At 46.8% G+C, this 21,123-nt stretch carries 21 protein-coding genes and 1 tRNA gene; 12 read left to right on the top strand and 10 right to left on the bottom strand.

Annotated elements, in window-relative coordinates; all coding sequences use genetic code 11:
- The 5 genes from JGK20_RS17260 to JGK20_RS17280 all read right to left on the bottom strand — a co-directional run.
- On the bottom strand, positions 1-195 hold a 195-nt coding region (locus JGK20_RS17260; RefSeq protein WP_293198306.1), incomplete at its 3' end, for a hypothetical protein.
- A gap of 6 nt (positions 196-201) precedes the next feature.
- Entirely contained in the window at positions 202-1,515 is a 1,314-nt protein-coding gene (locus JGK20_RS17265; protein ID WP_293231518.1) for an RtcB family protein, read from the bottom strand.
- Positions 1,476-1,721: a hypothetical protein gene (locus JGK20_RS17270; RefSeq protein ID WP_293231521.1), complete on the bottom strand. Its 246-nt coding sequence runs from the start codon at positions 1,719-1,721 to the stop codon at positions 1,476-1,478. Before JGK20_RS17270 ends, JGK20_RS17265 begins: the two co-directional genes overlap by 40 nt.
- Positions 1,722-2,011: 290 nt before the next feature.
- Positions 2,012-3,847: an APC family permease gene (locus JGK20_RS17275; protein ID WP_293231523.1), complete on the bottom strand. Its 1,836-nt coding sequence runs from the start codon at positions 3,845-3,847 to the stop codon at positions 2,012-2,014.
- 67 nt (positions 3,848-3,914) lie between these two features.
- A complete protein-coding gene (locus JGK20_RS17280; RefSeq protein ID WP_293193099.1) occupies positions 3,915-4,754 on the bottom strand; it encodes a prephenate/arogenate dehydrogenase in 840 nt (279 codons plus the stop codon).
- A gap of 971 nt (positions 4,755-5,725) precedes the next feature.
- Between JGK20_RS17280 and JGK20_RS17285 the strand changes: the two genes are divergently transcribed.
- From JGK20_RS17285 to JGK20_RS17325, 9 genes are all read left to right on the top strand, one after another.
- Positions 5,726-6,103 carry a recombinase family protein gene (locus JGK20_RS17285; protein WP_293185124.1) on the top strand — a complete coding sequence of 126 codons (378 nt, stop codon included), beginning with the start codon at positions 5,726-5,728 and terminating at the stop codon, positions 6,101-6,103.
- The gene (locus JGK20_RS17290) at positions 6,042-7,184 is read left to right on the top strand and encodes a transposase (protein ID WP_293231532.1); all 1,143 of its coding nucleotides are present in this window, start codon (positions 6,042-6,044) and stop codon (positions 7,182-7,184) included. The genes JGK20_RS17285 and JGK20_RS17290 overlap by 62 nt, the downstream gene beginning before the upstream one ends.
- A gap of 172 nt (positions 7,185-7,356) precedes the next feature.
- Positions 7,357-8,919: a pentapeptide repeat-containing protein gene (locus tag JGK20_RS17295; protein WP_293185121.1), complete on the top strand. Its 1,563-nt coding sequence runs from the start codon at positions 7,357-7,359 to the stop codon at positions 8,917-8,919.
- Positions 8,920-9,015: 96 nt separating this feature from the next.
- Entirely contained in the window at positions 9,016-10,578 is a 1,563-nt protein-coding gene (locus tag JGK20_RS17300) for a pentapeptide repeat-containing protein (RefSeq protein WP_293185102.1), read from the top strand.
- 76 nt (positions 10,579-10,654) lie between these two features.
- Entirely contained in the window at positions 10,655-12,184 is a 1,530-nt protein-coding gene (locus JGK20_RS17305) for a pentapeptide repeat-containing protein (RefSeq protein WP_293220414.1), read from the top strand.
- A 22-nt stretch (positions 12,185-12,206) separates the two neighbouring features.
- Entirely contained in the window at positions 12,207-13,736 is a 1,530-nt protein-coding gene (locus tag JGK20_RS17310; RefSeq protein ID WP_293231525.1) for a helicase C-terminal domain-containing protein, read from the top strand.
- Positions 13,737-13,800: 64 nt separating this feature from the next.
- Positions 13,801-14,013 (top strand): DUF2839 domain-containing protein, encoded by a 213-nt coding sequence (locus JGK20_RS17315; protein WP_293185099.1) that lies wholly within the window; start codon positions 13,801-13,803, stop codon positions 14,011-14,013.
- Between the two features lie 128 nt (positions 14,014-14,141).
- A tRNA-Val gene (locus JGK20_RS17320) sits at positions 14,142-14,213 on the top strand.
- Positions 14,214-14,395: 182 nt separating this feature from the next.
- Positions 14,396-14,761, top strand: a complete 366-nt coding sequence (locus JGK20_RS17325; RefSeq protein WP_293185097.1) for a hypothetical protein — start codon at positions 14,396-14,398, stop codon at positions 14,759-14,761.
- A gap of 37 nt (positions 14,762-14,798) precedes the next feature.
- On the opposite strand, the gene JGK20_RS17330 is transcribed toward JGK20_RS17325, so the two are convergent.
- A complete protein-coding gene (locus JGK20_RS17330; RefSeq protein ID WP_293185095.1) occupies positions 14,799-15,005 on the bottom strand; it encodes a type II toxin-antitoxin system HicB family antitoxin in 207 nt (68 codons plus the stop codon).
- Positions 15,005-15,199, bottom strand: coding sequence for a type II toxin-antitoxin system HicA family toxin (locus JGK20_RS17335; RefSeq protein ID WP_293185094.1), 195 nt, complete (start codon positions 15,197-15,199; stop codon positions 15,005-15,007). Before JGK20_RS17335 ends, JGK20_RS17330 begins: the two co-directional genes overlap by 1 nt.
- A 258-nt stretch (positions 15,200-15,457) precedes the next feature.
- On the opposite strand from JGK20_RS17335, the gene JGK20_RS17340 reads away from it, so the two are divergent.
- From JGK20_RS17340 to JGK20_RS17350, 3 genes are all read left to right on the top strand, one after another.
- The gene (locus tag JGK20_RS17340; RefSeq protein ID WP_293193095.1) at positions 15,458-16,402 is read left to right on the top strand and encodes a nucleotidyltransferase domain-containing protein; all 945 of its coding nucleotides are present in this window, start codon (positions 15,458-15,460) and stop codon (positions 16,400-16,402) included.
- 97 nt (positions 16,403-16,499) lie between these two features.
- Complete coding sequence (locus JGK20_RS17345) at positions 16,500-17,261, top strand: nucleotidyltransferase domain-containing protein (protein WP_293231529.1); 762 nt, start codon at positions 16,500-16,502, stop codon at positions 17,259-17,261.
- A gap of 261 nt (positions 17,262-17,522) precedes the next feature.
- Complete coding sequence (locus JGK20_RS17350; protein WP_293185090.1) at positions 17,523-17,813, top strand: hypothetical protein; 291 nt, start codon at positions 17,523-17,525, stop codon at positions 17,811-17,813.
- 65 nt (positions 17,814-17,878) lie between these two features.
- Here JGK20_RS17350 and JGK20_RS17355 read toward each other — a convergent pair whose 3' ends face one another.
- The 3 genes from JGK20_RS17355 to cobJ all read right to left on the bottom strand — a co-directional run bounded on the left by JGK20_RS17355 (position 17,879) and on the right by cobJ (position 20,541).
- Positions 17,879-18,301, bottom strand: a complete 423-nt coding sequence (locus tag JGK20_RS17355; RefSeq protein WP_293185088.1) for a hypothetical protein — start codon at positions 18,299-18,301, stop codon at positions 17,879-17,881.
- On the bottom strand, positions 18,298-18,549 hold the full coding sequence (locus tag JGK20_RS17360) for a plasmid partition protein ParG (protein WP_293185086.1): 252 nt from the start codon (positions 18,547-18,549) through the stop codon (positions 18,298-18,300). The genes JGK20_RS17355 and JGK20_RS17360 overlap by 4 nt, the downstream gene beginning before the upstream one ends.
- Positions 18,550-18,726: 177 nt before the next feature.
- Positions 18,727-20,541: a precorrin-3B C(17)-methyltransferase gene (gene cobJ / locus JGK20_RS17365; protein ID WP_293212989.1), complete on the bottom strand. Its 1,815-nt coding sequence runs from the start codon at positions 20,539-20,541 to the stop codon at positions 18,727-18,729.
- Positions 20,542-21,123 lie beyond the last annotated feature (582 nt).

The following is a 21,123-nucleotide window of genomic DNA, read 5'->3' on the forward strand; positions in this document are numbered from 1 at the left end:
TTTTTTCTGCTGGAACAGGCTAGAAGCCCATTTTACAATCTTTGAAATTGTCTTTGGGAACGGGCTAGAAGCCCATTCCACAATCTTTGATTTTTTCTGAGGGAACGGGCTAGAAGCCCATTCCACAATCTTTGGAATTTTCTGGTGGAACAGGCTTCTAGCCTGTTCGTAAAACCAGTTTTTGAGAACCGACAAATCAGCCTAGGCTTTAAACGTTAATACTGGCTTCATTTTAGCGACAATCCCCACAATTTGTGCCTCCACCTGAACGTCAATCACTGGTTGAATTGGCTTGTAAGCGGCCGGTGCTTCTTCGATTCTACGTTCTTCGCGTAAGGTAATGCAATCTACGCCAGTTAATCCCAAAGCTGCTTCAGTTTTGTCAGCACCTTCGCGACTGAGATCGAAACGCGATCGCGCCCTGCCCGCACCGTGAGAAGCCGATCGCAAAAATCGATCGTTTCCCAAACCAATTAGCAAATAAGACGGCGCACCCATCGAACCAGGTACAATTACAGGCTGGCCAGAATGTGCGGGACAAGCGCCTTTGCGAGTCACCCAGCCGTCACCTTCAGCTAAGGTAATATTGTGAGGCAAATCGTAAACTAAAGGAGCTTCGATATCCCCGAAAACTTGTCGCAAACGCAGTCGCAGAAGTTCTGCTAGCAACAAGCGGTTGATAAAACCATAATTGGCGGCCGTTGCTTCCGCTTGTAGGTAGCTGCTCACAAGTTCGGGATTGGCTTCGACAGACAGCGGAAACAGCCCGGATTCAGGGTATTTTAGGGTTTTCGGCCAGGCTTCGCAAGCTCGATCGCGCCACATACCGCCGATGTATTTGCCGACATTTCGCGAACCGGAGTGAATCATAAAAGCGATTTGTCCCGATCGAACTCCCCAAGTATAGGCCGTAGCTCGATCGACAACTTCTTCAACCACTTGAATTTCTACAAAATGATTGCCACCGCCGATGGTACCTAACCCGCCATCCCTGACAGTGCCGTCATTTGGGACTAATTCTTCCGGCGCCCATTTGACATCGCCATTCATCGAACCGCCTCCGAAAGTGCGATCGCACTCTTGCGCCAACTGCTCGAAATCCGAATTTGCTGCGCTGCCCATTGCCCTATCCAGCATACCATCCAGCCATCCGGGGATGCCGTGTTGGAACATCGCGCGGGCAGTTTTTGCAGTCATGCTGACATCGCGAGTACCGAAGAAATAATCGCCTTTCATCAACTCTACAAATCGATCGCGCTTTCCCAGAAATTGTTCGACAGACAAATCAGCAACGTGTAAGCGCATCCCGCAGTTAATGTCGGAGCCGACAGCCGCCGGAATCACCATTTTGTCAGTTTGGACGATCGAACCAATTGCCACTCCCGCATCCCCCGGATGGAAGTCTGGAGTGGCGCAGGCGCGACAAACACAACCACCTTGAGGGTGACGGACATTCGCCAAATTTGCTAACTGTTTCAGCGCCTTTGCTTCCACCGGAAAACCTTCTGGAAGCAAAACTTCTGCTTGGAACTGGCATCTTGCCAGTTATCTCTTGTAGCAAAAACATTTTCACTGTTTTCTGTTGTGGAACTGGCATCTTGCCAGTTTTCTTTCAGAGAACTATTGAGACAAATCGAGTAGACTTGATTGTCGTAACTCACATCAAGACCTTGCCGAGACAAAGCTCGCAAAAGCCTGTTCAAGTTTTTTGGCTGCTGCATAAATAGTCTGTTGCGGGTTGCAGTGCAACCCCCACAAATTGAAGAGATGTTGTAGTTAGTAAAAGACTTTGGTTCAGCAGCCGCAATCTTTTCAGAGACAAGTTGAAGGCAACTTTTCTAATTATGTCGATCCTGGCACATTATTTTTTATCTGTCAACCGCTTTCTTAGCGATTCTCAATTTTTGTGAGGTACGCGATCGAGTAATTACCAATTACCAATTACCAATTACCAATTACCAATTACCAATTACCAATTACCCAAGCGTACCGCACTGTTATACCAGAAACGCTACAGATAATATCTAACCGTTGTCACAACCCGACTTTTTTTAGCCAGCAAAGCCGCCTTCAAAAAGAAAGCAGTTTGATTGTGTAGCAGTCCCTCCCACCAATTTATCGTCACAAAAGCCGGAATAATTAGCGTTAAGAAAACTCCCGGGCGTTGCTCTTCAAACAAAGTCAAAAAGTGAGTTAAAGCCTCACCAACAGAACGGTAAGGCGATTCCAGAATTTCTAGGGGAATGTCAGATTGCAAATCTTGCCAAGCCGCTTGCAGTTTTGCTCTATCTGTCAAACCTATATCTACGTGAACCGCCACAACCTCATCAGCAATTAAACGAGCGTAATCCAAGGCATCAAAAGTTCCCCGGTGCAACTGGCCAACTAACACCACCGCCGGATGTTTCACCAGCTTAACTTTAGGTCTGGGAGGATAAGATATAGGTTCTATTCCCTGAATGCTCAAGCGAGCCGCTACATACCGATAGTGCCGGTGAATTGCTAAAAACAGACTGACTACAATCGGAATAGTGACTACCACAACCCAAGCTCCCAACAGGAATTTTGTCGCAATAATTACAGCCAAAACCCCCGTTGTTGCCACTGCACCAATACCGTTCATCGCAGCACTAGCTTGCCAACCTTTACCTCGCTCCTTAAACCAATGAATCACCATTCCAAATTGGGACAGAGTAAAAGAAGTGAAAACTCCAACCGCATACAGCGGAATTACTGCGGTGGTATCGCCTCGGAAGATGATAATTAACAGAGCCGCGCAGAGGCTGAGCAGATTAATGCCATTAGAATAAACTAGGCGATCGCCCAACAGCGACAACTGCCTCGGCAAAAACCCATCCCGCGCCAAAAAATAACAAAGTCGCGGAAAATCTGCATAACTCGTATTCGCAGCCAACAGCAAAATCAACAGAGTTGCAGCCTGCAAATAGTAATAAAATATGCCGACTCCAAAAATATCTTTTCCTAACACAGAAAGGAGCGTTTCGTTTTCTTTAGGAATCACCTGATAAATATGGGCTAAGTAACTAATGCCCAAAAACATAAATCCCAGAATTACTCCCAAATAAGTTAAAGTTAGGCGTGCATTCTTCCATTCAGGAGGCTTAAAAGCCAACACTCCATCCGATATGGCTTCAACTCCAGTCAGGGCTGTACAGCCCGCCGCAAAGGCGCGCGCGATCAGAAACAATCCCAAAGGTTCCTTAGCTGGAATGTTTTCTAAGGCCGGCAAAACATGACCTGTTGCTTGTTGGAATAAACCCGAACCAATCAAGATAAAAATGCCCACGATAAACGCATAGGTGGGAACCATAAATATCTTGCCAGATTCCCGCAGTCCCCTGAGATTGGCAAACATGATCAGGACAATACAAACTAAGCACAGTTCAACGGTATAGGGCAGCAAGGAGGGAACTGCTGAAGTCAAGGCGGCAATACCAGCGGAAATGCTGACTGTTACGGTGAGGATGTAGTCAATCATCAGCGAAGCTGCTGCGATCAAACCGGGATAAATACCCAAGTTTTCTCGCGCCACAATGTAAGCGCCACCGCCGTTGGGATACGCTTTAATTGTCTGTCTATAAGACAGCGCCACGATCGCCAACAGTAAAACAATAATTCCCGAAATAGGCAGCGATAAACTCAAACTGCTGCTCCCGGCTAGTAACAGCACCAGCAGAGTTTCTTGAGTAGCGTAGGCCACAGACGAAAGTGCATCGGAAGCAAGAACAGCTAGCCCTGTAGCGTTGCTCAGCCGTTCGTGAACAGATGCGCTGGTGGGCAGAGATTCACCCAGTAAAACCCGCTTGAGCCGAGAATAAGTGTACATTGAAACTCAATATAGAGGCGTCCACAAATCATAATCGAGACGGGGACAGTTTTCAGCAATTTTGGGATCACAAGTGGTAATTATCTCTGGCTTGTTGAGTCAGCTTCAGCTTCTGTTCGAGAGCTTGCCAATCTTCGGCTTCGATATCGCCCATCAACTCGTCGAGACTGTCGCGGTAAATAGAGAGCGATCGCAATAATTGCTCTCTATTGTACTTTGCCACCATCACTCCCAGCTCGGGGTTGCCACCCCCTACGCGGCTGGTGTCCCGAAAACCCGAACTCGCCAAATTTTGCGCTAAATTCACAATATCTCGATCGCCCTCTCGATCGCACGCAGCCACCAGCGTCGCGCTAGCCATTATCGGCAAATGAGAAATCCAAGCCACAGCTCGATCGTGTTCTTGAGGGCCGCACCGATAAACCGACGCACCCAACAACCGCGCAATTTCCTCAACCTTCTCCACTGACTGCGCCGGAGTCTGTGCAGTCGGAGTCACCACATAAGGCCGCCCCACAAACAAATCCCTCACCGCCGCCTCAATCCCACTTTCAGCAGTCCCCGCCATCGGGTGTCCCCCAACAAAATTCGGCCACAGAGCTGACACAGCATCGACTATGGGAGTTTTTACCGAACCGACATCGGTTACAATCGCATCAGGGGAAAGATGGGGAATTAATTTTTGGACGATCGGCTCGATCGCCGATAACGGCGTGCAAATAAAAACCAAATCCGCTGTTGCCATCAAAGACAGGTGTATGCTGGCATCATTGACAACACCTCTTGCGATCGCCCGATCGCAAGTCTGTTGGCGACTCGAAACCCCAACAATATTAAACCCGCGCGATCGTAAATCCAGAGCGATCGAGCCACCAATTAAACCAAGTCCTACGATACCGATATTCATCAGAAAAAATGGGTTTCAAACCCCGTCCTTCGCTTGACGGCTTGACAAGAAAATTTTAGGATTAATAGCAACTTTCGCTTTATAATACAATATGTAGCGAAAGGTCAACTATGTACCTGACTCAAAAGAACCAAATTCGCAATTTAAATAAAGCTGAGTTTTTGGCTCTGCGTGAGTTGTGCCGCCTTAGCAAAAACCTTTACAATGTGGCGTTTTAGGCAGTTGCCAAAATACAGAGGTTTGTCTAGATTTTCTCAGAATTTGACGAAAACCAACAATAATTGTGATAAACTGGGGAAACGCTTGATTAGTGCGGGTTGCTAAAGCTTACTGGGTGTGAAAACCACAAAAAAACACTTGGCTCAAACTGATCCTCAAAAAACCAAATATTTCAAGTCCTCTGCTAATCAAGGCAGTCTCTAACTGGGAAGAGTAAGCCAACCTGAGCAAAAAGGAAAACATATATAGCCTTTTTCAGAAAGATGAGGTATGCCAAGATATGCTGGAACCTTACAGTGTAAAGCTTTTTAGGTCAAGATTTGTCCGCGAATGAATGTGAGAAAGGCTATAGCACTCGCTCTAGGCAAAACATAGACCGCTAAGTTTGATTTACAGATTTCTGTAGGTTTTTAGAAGCGGCTGTTGTCACAAAGTAAACAATTTCCCATAAAGTCCTGGAAAATAGCGTCAAAATCAGGCAGTATATATCAAGAGTAAAAAATATTACCAGCGATGATCAAATATGTCACGCCGCGAAAAGCTTGCGAAATGCTGCAAGTCTCAGAGAAAACTCTTAGAAACTGGGAGCTTGCCGACAAATATCAGCAATCAGAACCCCCTCCAACCAACGACGCTAGGACATTGACAGCGTTCTCGGAACAGGACACAACCGAGTTATCGCCATCTACGCAAGAGTCAGTAGCTACAAATAACGAGAACACCTCGAACGACAAGTCAGCTACCTCCAAAATATCTACCCGCAAGCCAAAGTCTTTAAAGACATCGGGTGTAGACTCAACTTCAAAAGAAAAGCACTGCTTGCCCTTTTGGGACAAGTCATGTCAGGAAATATCTCAACAATTGTGGTTGGACACCAAGACAGACTCGCAAGGTTTGGTAGCGACCTCATCAAATGGCTCTGCGAGCAAAACAATTGCCAACTCATGGTTCTCAGTAGAAACGAGCTGTCTTGTGAACGAGAAATGGTTGAACATATCCTTGCCATCATCCACGTCTTTAGTTGCCGAATCTACTCCCGGGGTAAATACAAATCTACTATCAAAGAAGATTCGAGTTTACCCAGAAACCAAGCTAGCAGCGAAATGGAGGACTTGGATTGCAGCAAGTAGATGGTGTTACAATCAAGCAATTGCTATCCTGAAAACAGAAAAGATTGGCAAGTACGATCTCAGAAAAAAGATTATGGACTCAGCTCCAATCTGGGTGTCCGAGCAACCTTACAACCCACGACAAATGGCAGTATTCCAAGCTTTTGAGGCACACAAAGCTGCTAAAAAGTCAAAGGGTATCGCCAAATTTAGAAGCCGATTTGACCGTTCCCAGACTATCAGGTTTCAAGTCAGTAACTGGAAGTCTGGGACTTTTTACCCGCAAGCAACCAAAGGATTATCATTTAAAGTATCCGAACCAATTGCAGATGTAATGGAACATGAGCCAACGCTGTCACTAATCAATGGGCAATGGTTTATATGCTATGCAGTTGATACCGCAAAGCCTCTGCAAAACGAAAGCAGTTTAGCTATCGCCTTAGACCCTGGCGTTAGAACGTTTTTGACTGGTTTTGACGGCAGTGATATCTTGGAGGTAGGAAAGAATGATATTGGTCGTATCTACCGACTAGCAAGACATTTAGACAAATTGATGTCAAGAATAGGGCTGCACAAAGGAGGACAATTCAAACGATTGAGGTATTGCTTGAGAAAGTCAGCGACCCAGATTCGGATTCAGATTAAAAACTTAGTCAACGAGTTACACAAGAAGGCTGCTAAATACTTGGTGACCAAGTATAAAATTATTTTCTTGCCGACTTTTGAAACGCAGCAGATGGTAAAAAAGGGGAAACGAAAATTAGCGACAAAAACAGCTAGAGCCCTGGTCACTTTGAGCCATTATAGGTTCAAACAAATGTTGAAGCATCAAGCATCCAAATCTGGTTGTATTGTAGTAGACGTGACCGAAGAATACACATCCAAGACTTGTTCAAAGTGCGGGCATATTCACACTAAATTAGGTGGGTCTAAGAAATTTAAATGTCCAGAATGCGGACACACTCTGGACAGAGATGTAAATGGCGCTTTCAATATTTTATTGAAAGCTTTGAGAGATACCTCCTTGACGGGAGAGCTTGCAGCTTTCTCTATCTTGCCATACACAGTAAGTTTGGGCTTAGTCCTAGATTTACCGGGTTAAATGTATCTGTAAATATTGGTCGCAAAAGTAAGCAGAATGGTTTTACCGGACTGTCTAGAGGCTGTTTGACACAGCCATTAAGGGTGAAAATCTCTTAAGAATCCCCGTCCGTTTTACGGCGGGGAGTGTCAATAGCAATAAAATGGGGATATTTCGATACGGTGCCGCCCCCATGACAGTCGAGGAACTCCTGAAAAAATATGCCGCCGGAGAAAGAAACTTTGCCGGAATCAACCTGACTGAGGCCAACCTCAGCGGCGTCAACTTGAGCGGAGCCAACCTCACAGGTGCGAATCTGAGTGTAGCAAACCTAAGCGGAGCTAACCTCAGCAAAACCAACCTCACCGGTGCCAAACTCAACATCGCCAGACTCAGCGGCGCCCATCTCGGCGGCGCCAACCTCACCGACGCCGACCTCAACGTCGCCTACCTAGTGCGAGTTGACCTCAAAAAAGCCATACTCACAGGAGCTAAACTGATCAGAGCCGAGCTAATTCGAGCCGAACTCAGCGGAGCCAACCTCAGCGGAGCCAACCTCAGCGGCGCCACACTCACCGAAGCCACGCTCCGAGGAGCCAACCTCACTCAAGCCAACCTTCGAGGCGCTCACCTCAGTGGTGCGTCCTTGACAGAAGCCAACCTCGAACAAGCCAACCTCCAAGGCGCCGATCTCAGCCGAGCCGACCTCAGCGGTGCAGACTTGCGAGGTACCGAACTCCGACAAGCCAACCTCACTCAAGCCATACTCAGCGGAGCCGACCTCAGTGGCGTCAATTTGCGCTGGGCCATCCTCAGCGGCTGCAACCTGCGCTGGGCCGACCTCAGCGAAGCCAAATTGAGCGGCGCCGACCTCAGCCGAGCCGACCTCTGCCACGCCAACTTACTCAATGCCAGTTTAGTTCACGCCGACCTGTCAAACGCCTATCTGATCCGCGCCGACTGGGTGGGAGCCGACTTAACCGGAGCCACCCTAACCGGAGCCAAACTCCACGCAGTTTCGCGGCTCGGCATCAAAACCGAAGGCATGACCTGCAAGTGGGTTGACCTGAGTCCCAACGGCGACCACAGTCAAATTTACTGGTTGAACTCCGGAGGAACCCACGATTTTTTTCACGAAAGCTTGCCCACAGTTAGGATTGTAATTGACTCGCCCTTAGACCAAGGCGCTCATTTTGCCCTAGCTGCAACTTATTACCAAATTGCCCAACAATACCCGAGTTTAAGTCAGCCGCCCACGATCGAAGTCAGTTCCAGGCGCACCGTACTCGCCTTTAAAATGGACAGCGACGATAAATTATTTGCCACCGCTTACGTTGCCATTATTCCTTTTAACGACGGCGCTACAACTCAGAAAAACCTGATAGCTTTGATGAAAATGATTCAATCCCACGATGCAGGCAAACTTAGCGTCAAAGAATCCAAACACGTCCAGTTATGCAGCAAAGCTCTCAACCAAGCTATCAGCAAAGTAGACCAAATCAAAATTTCCAGTTCTTTTCCCAAAATCGGTGAAAGCATCAATTTTTTTCAAATTCCTACACAGATGCTCTTAATCAACTCCCGCGACCAAAGACTCAGCGTATATCACCACCCAGCCTTCGGCAAGCGCCTGATTAAAAAATACGATCCCAGCAACTCCAGCGCAGGCAAGTTAACTGAAAGCACAAAATTGGGTCAAGCTAATATCGCCAGCATTTTGGATTTTATAAAAGGCTTCCACAATATAGATGTCTAGGCATATTGCATGAAGTTACAAAAAATGCTTATTCTATTTTAAAGGTTGGCATAACAAAGCTTTGTTCTACCTAACACATCAGGGAAAGTCAAAAGCATGGACGCGGAAGAACTCATCGCCAAATATGCAGCAGGAGAAAGAGACTTTACTGCCATCCTGCTTTGCGAAGCCAATCTCAGCAGGATCGATCTGAGTGGGGCTAATTTCAGCGAGGCAATCTTGAGCCTCACCAACCTGAGTGGCACCAATCTGTCAAAGGCCAACATGAGAAAAGCTAAACTCAATGTTGCTAGACTCAGCGCTGCCAACCTCAACAAAGCCAACCTCAGTGGCGCTATCCTCAACGTGGCTAACTTGATTCGGGCCGACCTCAGCGAAGCCCAACTCGTCGAAGCTACATTGATCAGAGCCGAGCTGATCCGAGCTGACCTCAGCGGTGCCAACTTGAGCGGTGCCAACTTGAGCGAAGCAGATTTGAGAGAAGCCACCCTGAGAGAAGCCAATCTAGAGCAAGCCGACCTCAGCGGGGCTCACCTGAGAGGCGCTTGTCTGACAGCGGCGAACTTGGAACGGGTTAACTTGCACAGAGCCGACCTCAGCAGGGCAGACTTGCGAGGAGTGAACCTATGCAATGCCGAACTCAGACAAGCTAATCTGTCTCAAGCCAACCTCAGCGGCGCTGACTTGCGAGGCGCTAATCTCCGGTGGGCCGACCTCAGCGGCGCCAACTTGACTGGTGCTGACCTCGATGAAGCGAGATTGAGCGGGGCTAACTTGTACGGGGCAAATTTGAGCAACGTCAACCTGTTGAACGCTACTCTGGTACACGCGGATTTGACTCAAGCGAATTTGACTCACGCTGATTGGGTGGGCGCAGATTTGACGGGGGCGGCCCTGACTGGGGCAAAAATTTACGCGGTGTCGAGGTTTAATCTGAAAGCCGATGATATAACCTGCGATTGGGTGGATCTGAGCCCAAACGGCGATCGCAGTCACATTCAGCGCTTTACCCCAGAAGAATCTCAACGGTTTTTTAATGCTACACCGCCGACAGTGCAAATTATTGTCGATCGACCGCTCGACCCCGACGCTAACTTTGTCCTCGCGGCTACCTACCGCCAAATTGCCAGTCAATACTCGGGTTTGAGCAATCCTCCCAGCATAGAAGTTAATTCGCGGCGCACAATCATATCATTTAGAATAGAGCAGGACGATCAACTATTTCCCACAGCTTTTGTTGCCATTATTCCCTTTAGCGACGCGGCATTTACTCAAAAAAATCTCATTACTCTGATCAAGATGATTCAACCCCAAAACGGCAATAATCTAGGCGTCAGAGTTTCAAATTTGGTAGTGCAATTGAACGTCGCCATGACCAAAACAATTAGAAAAATAGGGGAAATGAAAATGCAGCCGATTCGCCTCGATCGCGAACCGATGTCGAGTTTTTTTCAATCGCCTACCCAAACCATACTGGCCAACTCCAGCGCCGAAACTTTGATGGTTCACTATCACCCAGACTTTGGCAGAAACTTGACCAATTTGCCGGGAGTCAACAAAACCTCGATCGGGCCGGCAATTAAAGCCCAAAGATTTACAACCCCGCCCCTAAATACGGTGATTGAATTTGTCAAAAGCTTTTATCAGCTTGGTGAGTAAATAATATAAATTTATTTATTTTTATATTAATGCCACATAAAAGTTAGTCCATCGCCCTTTCAGCTAGGTAAAAACAATGGAAGCAGAAGAACTTCTCAAGCGATTTGAACTCGTCAAAAGATACACAGAAGGCGACAGAGATTTCACAGGAATCAACCTGAATGAAGCTAATCTCAGTCGCATCAACCTCAGCCAATCAATTTTAAGGCAGGCTAGCTTATTTGTCACCAACATCAGCGGCGCTAACTTGAGCGAAGCTGACTTGAGTGAAGCTAACCTGAATGTGGCTAGACTCAGCAGCACCAATCTCTCGCGGGCAATCTTAAACGGAGCTAGTCTCAACGTAGCAAACTTAGTCAGAGCGGATTTAACGGGAGCTCAATTAATCGGAGCATCTCTGATTAGAGGAGAATTAGTCCGCTGCGAACTTAGCAAGACTAACTTCAGTAACGCTAACATGACTGAAGCAGACTTAAGAGAGGTAAAACTGACACAAGCTAATCTGTCTGGTGCGAATCTTTCCGGTGCAAATCTTAGAGGTTCTTCAGCAAAAGAAGCTAGCTTTAAAGACGCTAATTTGCACGGCGCCGATTTGATGAAGGCAGAACTTAACGGCGTCAATTTGAGCAATGCCGATCTGAGACAAGCTTCTTTGCAGGAGGTGAATCTCAGCGGTGCTGATTTGAGCGGAGCTAATCTCAAATGGGCGGATTTAAGCGGAGCTAACCTCACTGGCGCCGATCTGAGTGATACTAAATTGAGTGGAGCTAACCTCAGCGGAGCAGATTTAAGAAATGCTAATTTAGCCAATGCTAGTTTGGTTCACGCTGATTTGACAGAAACCAATTTGATTAACGCAGATTGGGTGGGCGCAGATTTGACCGGGGCAACTTTAACTGGGGCAAAAATGTATTTGGTACCCAGATTTGGTATCGTTGCAGATGATATTAATTGCCAGTGGGTTGACATCAGCCCCGCAGGCGATCGCAGTTTGGTGCAACAATTTAATTCGTCGTCTGAAGCGAGAAAGTTTTTAAATCATACGCCGGGGTTAGTGCGAATTGTGGTTGACGCACTTTTAGACCACTCAGCCAACGGCATTTTAGCAACAGCCTATAGCGAAATAGCTAGGCATTACGGAGCCATGAGCCGTCCTCCCAATATAGAAGTGGGCTATCGCCGGACAACTCTGACTTTTAGATTTGATAGCGACGAGCATTTATTGCCAGCAGCTTTTTTAGCGATTGTTCCTTTTAAGGATGCCTTGGAAACTCAGAAAAATGTGGTGGCGGTTGGCAAAACTATCGCAAATCAAAATTTAGAAAAAAAACGGATAATACAGTTATCTAAAGCATTGAATGCAGCAATGGCTAATTTAACTGATGTGAAAAAAATGCTGGAAACAACAATAAATGTCTCTCAGGAAACAAACTTTTTTCAGTCACCTACCCAAACTATTTTAATTAGTTCGGGGCAGGAGAGTTTTACCGTGCAGTCTCATCAGGATTTTGGTCGGCGAAGTGGAAATAATCAGGAGAGTAAATTTAGTTTGGCTGTGGGTCAAAAAGTAGTTGATTTTCTGGCAAGTTTTGATTATCTTGATTGAGAAATATCAACAGTGAAATCGATTGATTGAGGTAGAAGTCCATAATTCGCTGCTCCGCTTTTTGCGATCGCACTCCGAGCCGCGCTGGCCCCACCATTTAACGATGGCGCGACTGGTGGCGCGGGCTTTGCGCTTGGGGCGCAGCGCTCTGATCCAAACTGGGCTGCCGGCGTCCGCTTACCGACAGCGGTATCGAGTCAGCTATTTGATGCCGATTTTGATGTGGCCGGATCCGGTGATTTTAGTGGCGCCGACACCGCTGCTGGAACATTTGCAGATGGTGGAAATTCCGCGATTGCAAGAGTGGCTGCAAACTGAGCGCCCGTTAGCGAAGCCCTCGAAGAGGATCGAGATTTATTCCCATAATGCCGCGGGACGAGGGTTGATGCTAGCAGATCCGCAGTCTTGGCTGGCGGCGCGCTTGGCAGGAAATTCGCAACTTCACAACAATATTCCGACAATTATCGACGGTGTGGATGATTTGGAAGTTTGGACGCGACAGCAATTGACGGTGGGTTTGGAACCCGCTGACTGGAATGATTTAATGGAATCTGGCCCAATGCTGGCGGATGCAATTCGAGAAGCGCGGGTGTTGCTAACGCGGGCTGTGTTTCAGCATCCAGCTAAGCCTGATGAGTGCTATTTGCTGGAAACGGCAGAGCAAAATATTTTGCAAGGGCTGTTTGAAACGATCGAGCAAAACCCTGGGATTCCGCCTGCTTGGAGCAATTTTTGGCAGCGGTGGAACACAAACGGGAAACTGCGGTGGGCACAAATTCATCGCTCTGCTGGGTCATTTTCGCTGTTCTGTGCGCCGGTGCAGGTGGCCGAGGTTTTGAGCAAAATTTGGTCTGCCGTGCCTGTGGTGTTGATTGGGGGGGCGGTGGATGTGGAACAGAAGGCTCCGATCTTCCGGCAAATGATGGGATTGCCTGAGTTGACGAGTGTGAAGTTTTCGCCCGATCGACAAAATGAGTTAATTCAACTGTACATTCCCAACTGGCTGCCGCTGCCGAATACGCCGGAATTTCAGGGTGTTTTAATGGAAGAAATTCGGACTTTGCTGTTGATGAGTGCGTCGGTGGCGGGTTTAACTGTGCTGATTGTGGGCGATGTACCGCTGAAGGCTCGGATGGCGGCGATTTTGGCTTCTGAGTTCGGTTCTCGGGTGCAGGTGGAAAAAACCGAGGTGGGCGACAATGCGATTTTGGTGACTGGATGGGAGTTTTGGCGGGAACATCAGGGTGAGTTGAGTGCGCCTCACTTGCTGGCGATCGCAACTTTGCCGCTACCTTCTTTGGAGAATCCTTTGGTGACGGCGCGTGTGGCTTTTTATAAGGAGCAGCGGAGGGATTGGTTTCGGTTGTATTTGTTACCGGCGGCGTTGAATGAGTTGCAAAGGGCGATCGCGCCGGTGCGAGAACGTCAGGGGGTTGTGGCGATTTTTGACAGTAGGGTGATTCACCGCAGTTACGGACAGCAAATTTTAGCGGCGCTGAGTCCGTTTGCAAGGATTGATTATTTGGATACGACTTGGTTGACGCAGGCTTGAGATGACCTGTTGGCGTATAATTTGGTTGTTATCGAATTGAAATCTAATTTAGTAGACAAAAATTATGGGCGAATCTAAGCGTCGTAAAGAGTCGATCGGCGATGGATACGGTAAAGAAGAGCGTATCTATCCCTGGCTACCAATTACGAAAACTCAAAGCGAAGATTTTCTGAAGTGGACATCTCGCGGAAGCTGGGCGGGGATTAGTCTGTTGGTGGGTTGGTGGATTGTGGTGCGGTTTGTTGGGCCTGCGGCGGGTTGGTGGGTGGTTGATTGATGGTGAGGTGCGATCGACAATTGGGCGATCGCACATTGTGTCGAGTTTTCACTCCGAAACCAGCGGCTGATTTTTTTGGGAAATTTTAGTTGCCAATGGGGAGTCAGTATGTTATGATAGTTATCTGCGGGCAATTAGCACAGTGGTAGCGCACTTCCTTCACACGGAAGGGGTCACAGGTTCAAATCCTGTATTGCCCATTCAAAATTTATGGTGACTCATTAGACATCTCCAAACAATAAAATATTCTGTCGGAGTGCGAGCCAGGTTGGAGGGTGAAGCATTTGGGAATAAAATTACAGGTTTTCAACATAAATTGTCGCCCAAATGCTTCACCCCTACAGGTATCAAACGGCTTGAGATTATTTATAGAGGTAACTTTATGATCCAAATAATTCTGAACTCAGAACAAGAAAAGTTATTGCAACAACTGTTAGAAACAGGGAAATATACAACCCCAGATCGGGTAATTACTGATGCTTTAAAAGCTTTATCAGAAAAGCAATATCTTAATCAACCTCGGCAAGTAGTAAAAATTCTTTCAGGAAAACCTGCACAAGAGTTACTAGCAGAAAAAATTAAAACGAGCTTGGAACTTAAGAATAATTATCAGCCCGATCCGCACCGACAAGCTTTAGCTGAAGATTTTAACAACTTATGTGAAGAAACTCAGGCTTTACACGCCGATAGTCCTTTAACTGATGAAGAAATTGCCGAAGAAATTGCAGCTTATCGGAGCGGAGAATGAGAAACAAACTGGAAATAAAGAGTAATTGACGTTTAGCTTAAGCTTCAACATATTCGCAAATAGAGACAGGTTCGGGAATCGGAAAAGCATCCTCTTGTAGTCCTTCAATATGGAATGCGATCGCCTCTTTAATTAAATTTCTCACCTCTTCTAAACTTTCAGCCACAGCTACACATCCAGGTAAATCGGGAACATACGCACCGTAGCTAGTTTGACCTTTTTCAATTACCACAGCATAACGCATTAATCTTCCTCCTCTAGTTGAGATTGTCGCAAAACACTTTTAAGCGTACCAATTGGCATATCAATGCCTAAATTACCTGACACAGTTACAGTTCCAGCCTTTTCTGGGTGTTTAAATTGACGATGACTGCCCCTTGTTCTAGCTAAATACCAATCATCATCTTCTAACATTTTAATAACTTCTCTAACTTTCATTGTTCATCTATCTATAAAACTAATCAACTCCCGCACTTATATCTCCATAATACGATCTAACTTCAGCAACCTCTCCATTGTAACCTGCGCGACTGATAAAAAACCTCATCCTGGTCAATCTGAAGACACTGTTCAACACAGCCAAAACTGCCGTAGCACGGGCTGTAAGCTCCCAGCGATCGCCCAAACCCCCCTCTTTTTATACTACACATATGCTACAATAAGATTGTAGCTCGTGTCTCCGCAGGAGGTTTCCTCGTGACAAACCCCAATCTTCCTCAAAATTTCAACCTAATCGTGCCCGCCGGAACCCAAATTGTCACCAAGATTGAGGTCAAAAACCCCGGTGGCGACCAATCTTGGAAACAAGGCGCAGTAGGTGTGATTGTCAAATCGCCTACAGACAATTCCCACGCATATTTAGTCAAATTGCCAGACGGAACACAAATTAGTCTGCGGCGACACGAATTCAGCATTCGCAAGCAGTTTCAAAGCGAAGGATTGGAGTCAGGAGGAGATTTTCTCGCCGAATACAACCTCTACGATTCTGTAATTTACCGCTGCATAGTTGGTTCGAGAGCTTACGGTTTGGATAACGAACAATCTGATACAGACAGGCGCGGAATTTACCAGCCGTCGGCAATTCTTCATTGGTCGCTTTATGGCATTCCAGAACAATTGGAAAATAAGGAAGATCAAGAATGCTATTGGGAACTGCAAAAGTTTTTGGTTTTGGCTCTAAAAGCTAATCCCAATGTACTCGAATGTTTGTACACGCCTTTGGTAGAAACTGTTTCTCCTGTAGCAGCCGAATTGCTGGAAATTCGCGAAATCTTTCTGTCGCAACTGGTTTATCAAACTTACAATAGTTACGTTTTGTCGCAGTTTAAAAAGATGGAGCAAGACCTCCGCAATACTGGGGAAATTCGCTGGAAGCACGCGATGCACTTGATTCGCTTGCTGTTGTCAGGAATTACGGTACTCAAGGAGGGGTTTGTGCCGGTGCGGGTGCAGGATTTTCGATCGCAATTGCTATCAATCCGCAATCAGGAAATCTCCTGGGATGAGGTGAATCGCTGGCGGTTGAGCTTGCACGTAGAGTTCGATCGCGCTTTTGCAGAAACTAAGTTACCGGAACGTCCTAATTACGAGCAGGCTAATCTGTTTTTGATTAAATCGCGTCAAAGTGCGATCGGGAGTTGATTTATAATTCGGCGATTGAAATCGCTTCTACACAAACAAAGTCCGCCTCCGCGGACTGAAAGAATTGATGATTTTTATGTGTGAATTTTGAAAAATTATGGTAGAATACATCTCCGAATTAGTCAAGATTATCTCCGATCGACCTTACCCGCTGCTGTTTGCGACTGTCAGCGGATCGCACTTATACGGTTTTCCTTCCGCAGATTCCGACTTCGACTTGCGGGGAGTTCATATCTTACCGCTACCAAAAGTAATCGGACTGATTTCTGGAGACGAAACAATCGAAGTTTCGGAAGTTCGGGAGAAGATGGAACTCGATTTAGTCACTCACGATATCAAGAAGTTTCTGGAGTTGCTGTTGAAGCGCAACGGCTATGTGTTGGAGCAACTGTATTCGCCGCTTATAGTTTACAGTAGCGAGGAACATGAGGAGTTAAAGGCTCTCGCCTCGAACTGCATTACCAAGCACCACAGCCACCACTATCTCGGTTTTGCTCAAACTCAATGGCGATTGTTTGAGAAAGAAAGCCCGCGTCGGGTTAAGCCGCTGCTGTACGTTTACCGGGTGTTGCTGGCGGGGATTCATTTGATGCAAACGGGGCAAGTTGAGGCGAATTTGGTTAAACTTAATGAGAAGTTCCAGTTACCGTATATTCCCGATTTGATTGCTCGCAAGCTGGCTGGGGCGGAAAAGTCGGTGCTGGAGGATACAGATATTGCATTTTATCACCAGGAGCGCGATCGGCTAATCAATGTATTAGAAGAGGCAAGTTTTACCAGTCATTTACCGTCAAATCCTAACGCAAAGGTTGCTCTTAATGATTTTCTGGTAAAGGTGAGAATGGCATCTTTGAATTAAGCTGTTTCATGTCTTATTGTCAGAATTAAGACGGGCGGGACGCCCATCCCACTCATGGTTTGGGAAGGTTTAATTAGTTGGTGGAGGACGGGCGGGACGCCCATTCCACTCATGGTTGGGGAAGGTTTAATGATTCGGTGGCGAGAGACTGTAATTGAGTGCAATCGAATCGGCGCGAAGCATGGCGTCAGCCCGATCGCAAATTCATAAAATGAGATACAGTAAAAGTATTGTCCAACCCTTGCACCATCAGAGGTCACAATGCAAATCACCTTGAGTCCAGATCAAACCCAAGTCCTTGAAGCTTTAGTAAAGCACGGTCAATATTCCTCTCTTGAAGAAGCAATTAACACAGCTTTGCTGTTATTAATTGACGACATTACTTTATCCGATAGCAGCAACAACCCAAACTATTTAGCTTGGGTTGAAGAAACTCGGAAGAAAATCGATATAGCACGAGAACAGGCGCAACGCGGTGAGTTGCTCAATGCAGATGATGTATTAGCTCAACTTAGAGATAAGGTGAAAAAAGCTAGAGAAGTAATAGTATGAATCGCTTGCTAATTACAATAGAGGCGATCGCTTTCAACTGCTCATCTACCTGAGAAAAGCGATATCTAACTGCCTCCGTTGCCGCGACTACGCAACTGATCTAATAGATACTGCCAGATTTGCTCAATTCTTTCTTCAATTTGTTCTATCCGGCGTTCCACAGCCATAAAGTTAGCTTTGAATTCAGCAACGTCGATGGCAAAAATTTCTGATATTTTGGTAACAGCAGAAGTTAGGGCGTCGGTTCTTTCTGTTAACAAGTTAATTTTTCCTGTTAACAGGCTGATTTGCTGCTGGGATTCCTGCTGTTGTACGGCTATCTGATTAATGCGATCGGTTAACTGCTGTTGCGATTCCGCTAACTGCTGTTGCGACTCCGCTAACTGCTGTTGCGATGCGCCAAACTGGTTAATGCGATCGGCAAACTGTTGTTGCGATCGCGCGGTTTGTTCAAGAATAGCCTCAATTCGGTCTAGGCGATCGGTCATTTGCTTATTTCCTCAGTTTTTGCTGCTTTACTCCGCTTGGGCTTTGACTTTGGCGAGGTTTCGTTTTTAGATGGGCTCTTATTGCTGATTTCTGGGGTGTTTTCTGCAAGCCAGTTTTCTACGAGTTCCAATAAAACCTGGTTCATAGAAGCATTTTGGTAAGCACAAACCCATCGAAAGCGCGATCGCAAATCGTCATCGCAGTAAAAGCAGAGCTTGACTGGCTTATCTTTATCGGTATCGTTCATAACCTGTACTGGTGTCACTGTTTCTAGAGTGACACTAATGCCAGCTTTGTTCTATAGCAATTTTAGCTACTTAGTGACTTAGTGTCAATAGCGCTATAGCGTCAATATGCCAGATTCTTTAGTCCGCGGAGGCGGACATCGTTTGTATAGCAGCGGTTTCAACCGCCGAGTTTTTTCTTATTTCTCATACCTGCGCGGTGTGTAAACCCAAATATCTCCAAATTTCCGAGGAATAATCCGAGTTTGACTCGAACCGACAATTACTAAAGTTCTCATATCCGCATCTTCCGGCTGGAATTCGCCAAGAGTACAAACGCGCACGGATTGGCCCGATCGCCCGAGGTTTCGCCCCAATACAACTGGGGTTTTAGGATCGCGAGTTTCCAACAAAATCTCGATCGCCCTTTTTAATTGCCAAACCCGCTGTTTCGAGATTGGATTGTAGAATGCCATAACTAAATCCGCAGCAGCAGCCGCCGAAATCCGCTGTTCTATGACCTCCCAAGGCTTGAGAATATCCGAAAGCGAAATCACACAAAAATCGTGCCCGAGAGGTGCTCCGATCGCAGCAGCGGCCGCCTGCATGGCAGAAATCCCCGGTGCTACCCGAATGTCGATGCCTTCCCATTCGGGTTTAGCGTCAAAGTCGATCGCCTCAAACACCGCCGCAGCCATCGCAAAAATCCCCGGATCTCCCGACGAAACCACGGCGACGGATTTACCGGATGCTGCTAAATCTAAAGCAAAACGCGCGCGATCGATCTCTTCCCGGTTGTCGGAATCGTGCCTGTTTTGTCCTTCCCGCAGAGTTCCGGCTAAGTCGAGATAGAACTTGTAACCCACCCAATCCGTGGCTTCCCGCAGAATTTCCTTAACTTCCGGGGACATCCAGGGTGCGCCTCCGGGGCCCGTACCGACGATCGCCAGTTTGCCGCGACTAACGCCGATCGCACTTGGATCGATCGGTTCGGTAGCAAGTGCGATCGCGCAACTAAAGGCGTTTGTGCGATCGTATGCGATTAACTGACTGTTTGCACCCGCTGCTGTCAGGCTAATTTGGGCGGCGGTGACATCAAAACTGGAATTATATTGTATTAATTTAACTGTGTCGAATTCCACAAGTTCGGGAAGATTCAAAAAACGGACTGGCACTTTAAAAAATTGGCTAATTGCTTCTAAAGTCGGATTTCCCATATCATGTTTTAAGGCAAAAAATCCGGCAACCGAGGCTGCTGCTAAATCTGCGTTTTCTAAGATTTGCTGCACGTAGGAAATTGCTATTTCCGGCTCAACATAGGATAGATTTGTAAGTGCAAATGCTGCAATTTGCGGGTGGTAAACTAAACAGTCGGGCGTCGGTACAATGGCTTTTTCGGTGACGCGGATGGTTAATTTGGCTTCGGGGGCGATCCTCTCCGTTGGCGTAGCCCCCGTAGGGGCGGGCTGCGCTAACGGCAAATTGCTCTCGGAAAGCCAGTTAGCAGCCCCTTCTAGCTGTACTTTCGCCCCAGCGAGCAAATTTGAAATAAAAGTCTTCGCGTCCTCTGGATTCGCCAAATAATAGCCTTGGGGAGGACTCAGCAGCGCCGTGCGAAACCGGATATCTCCCGTCGTCGTGATGGCGGGTTGTACGCCGAGGGCTGCGGCAATTTCTCTGGCCAAGTCGTTGACTCCGTGCAAACCTCCTAGCAGCGGTACAACGGCGCTTCCGTCTTCGGCGACGGCTAAGACTGGGGGTTCGGCGCGTTTGTCTGACAGCAGCGGGGCGAGGGTGCGGATGATGATTCCGGCGGCGCAGATGGCGATGATTGGGGTTTCTGTGGCGAATAGTTCTCGCAAGGTTTCGCCGAAGTTGCTAAAGTTGATATCTGTGTCGGATGTGCGATCGACTAAACCGTAAATCTGGGAACCTGGGAAGACTTTGGAGATTGTTTTGGCGATCGCTAGGCTGTTTTGACCTAGGATAATTATTGCGGGCGGAAGTCGATTCACGGTTTTATATATGGCTGTGTTTGGATTGGTTTGATTATTTTAATCTGTTGTTACTGAAATAAAACATATTTGACGAACCGCGAAGGCGCGTTAGGCGAAGCCGCGCGTAAGCGCTAGGGCGCGAAGGATGAGTAAGAAAAGAAGAAAGATATAGAAGAAGTTTATTTTTTTTTCTTCTCTATCAGTGTCACCGAATAGCAAGGGTTTGAAGCCCCAGCATGAAGGCAGATTGTGATAAGAACGGAGTTTAAATCTCCGCTTTTATCACTTCGCTGTCAACTGTCAACTGTCAACTGTCAACTGTTTAAAGGCATCTTGCCTGTGAATTTCTGAGATTAGTTGATTTTACCAACTTTGCCTTTAATATCCAGTTTATTGTTCTGTAAATTATTTAATTTGCGATCGTAAGTTGCGACAGTTATGGGAGTTGTATAGCGGATCTAGCGAAAGATTAGCGAACGTTGTTGGTAAGAGGACTCTATACGTTTAAGCGGTTATATAAGCTGTCAGTCATACCTCATCTTTTTGAGAAAGGCTATATGAATGAACTGATGAGAAGATTGAAGGGGTGGTTGTGTAGTT

Source organism: Microcoleus sp. PH2017_05_CCC_O_A (assembly GCF_020738785.1).
Lineage (GTDB): Bacteria > Cyanobacteriota > Cyanobacteriia > Cyanobacteriales > Microcoleaceae > Microcoleus.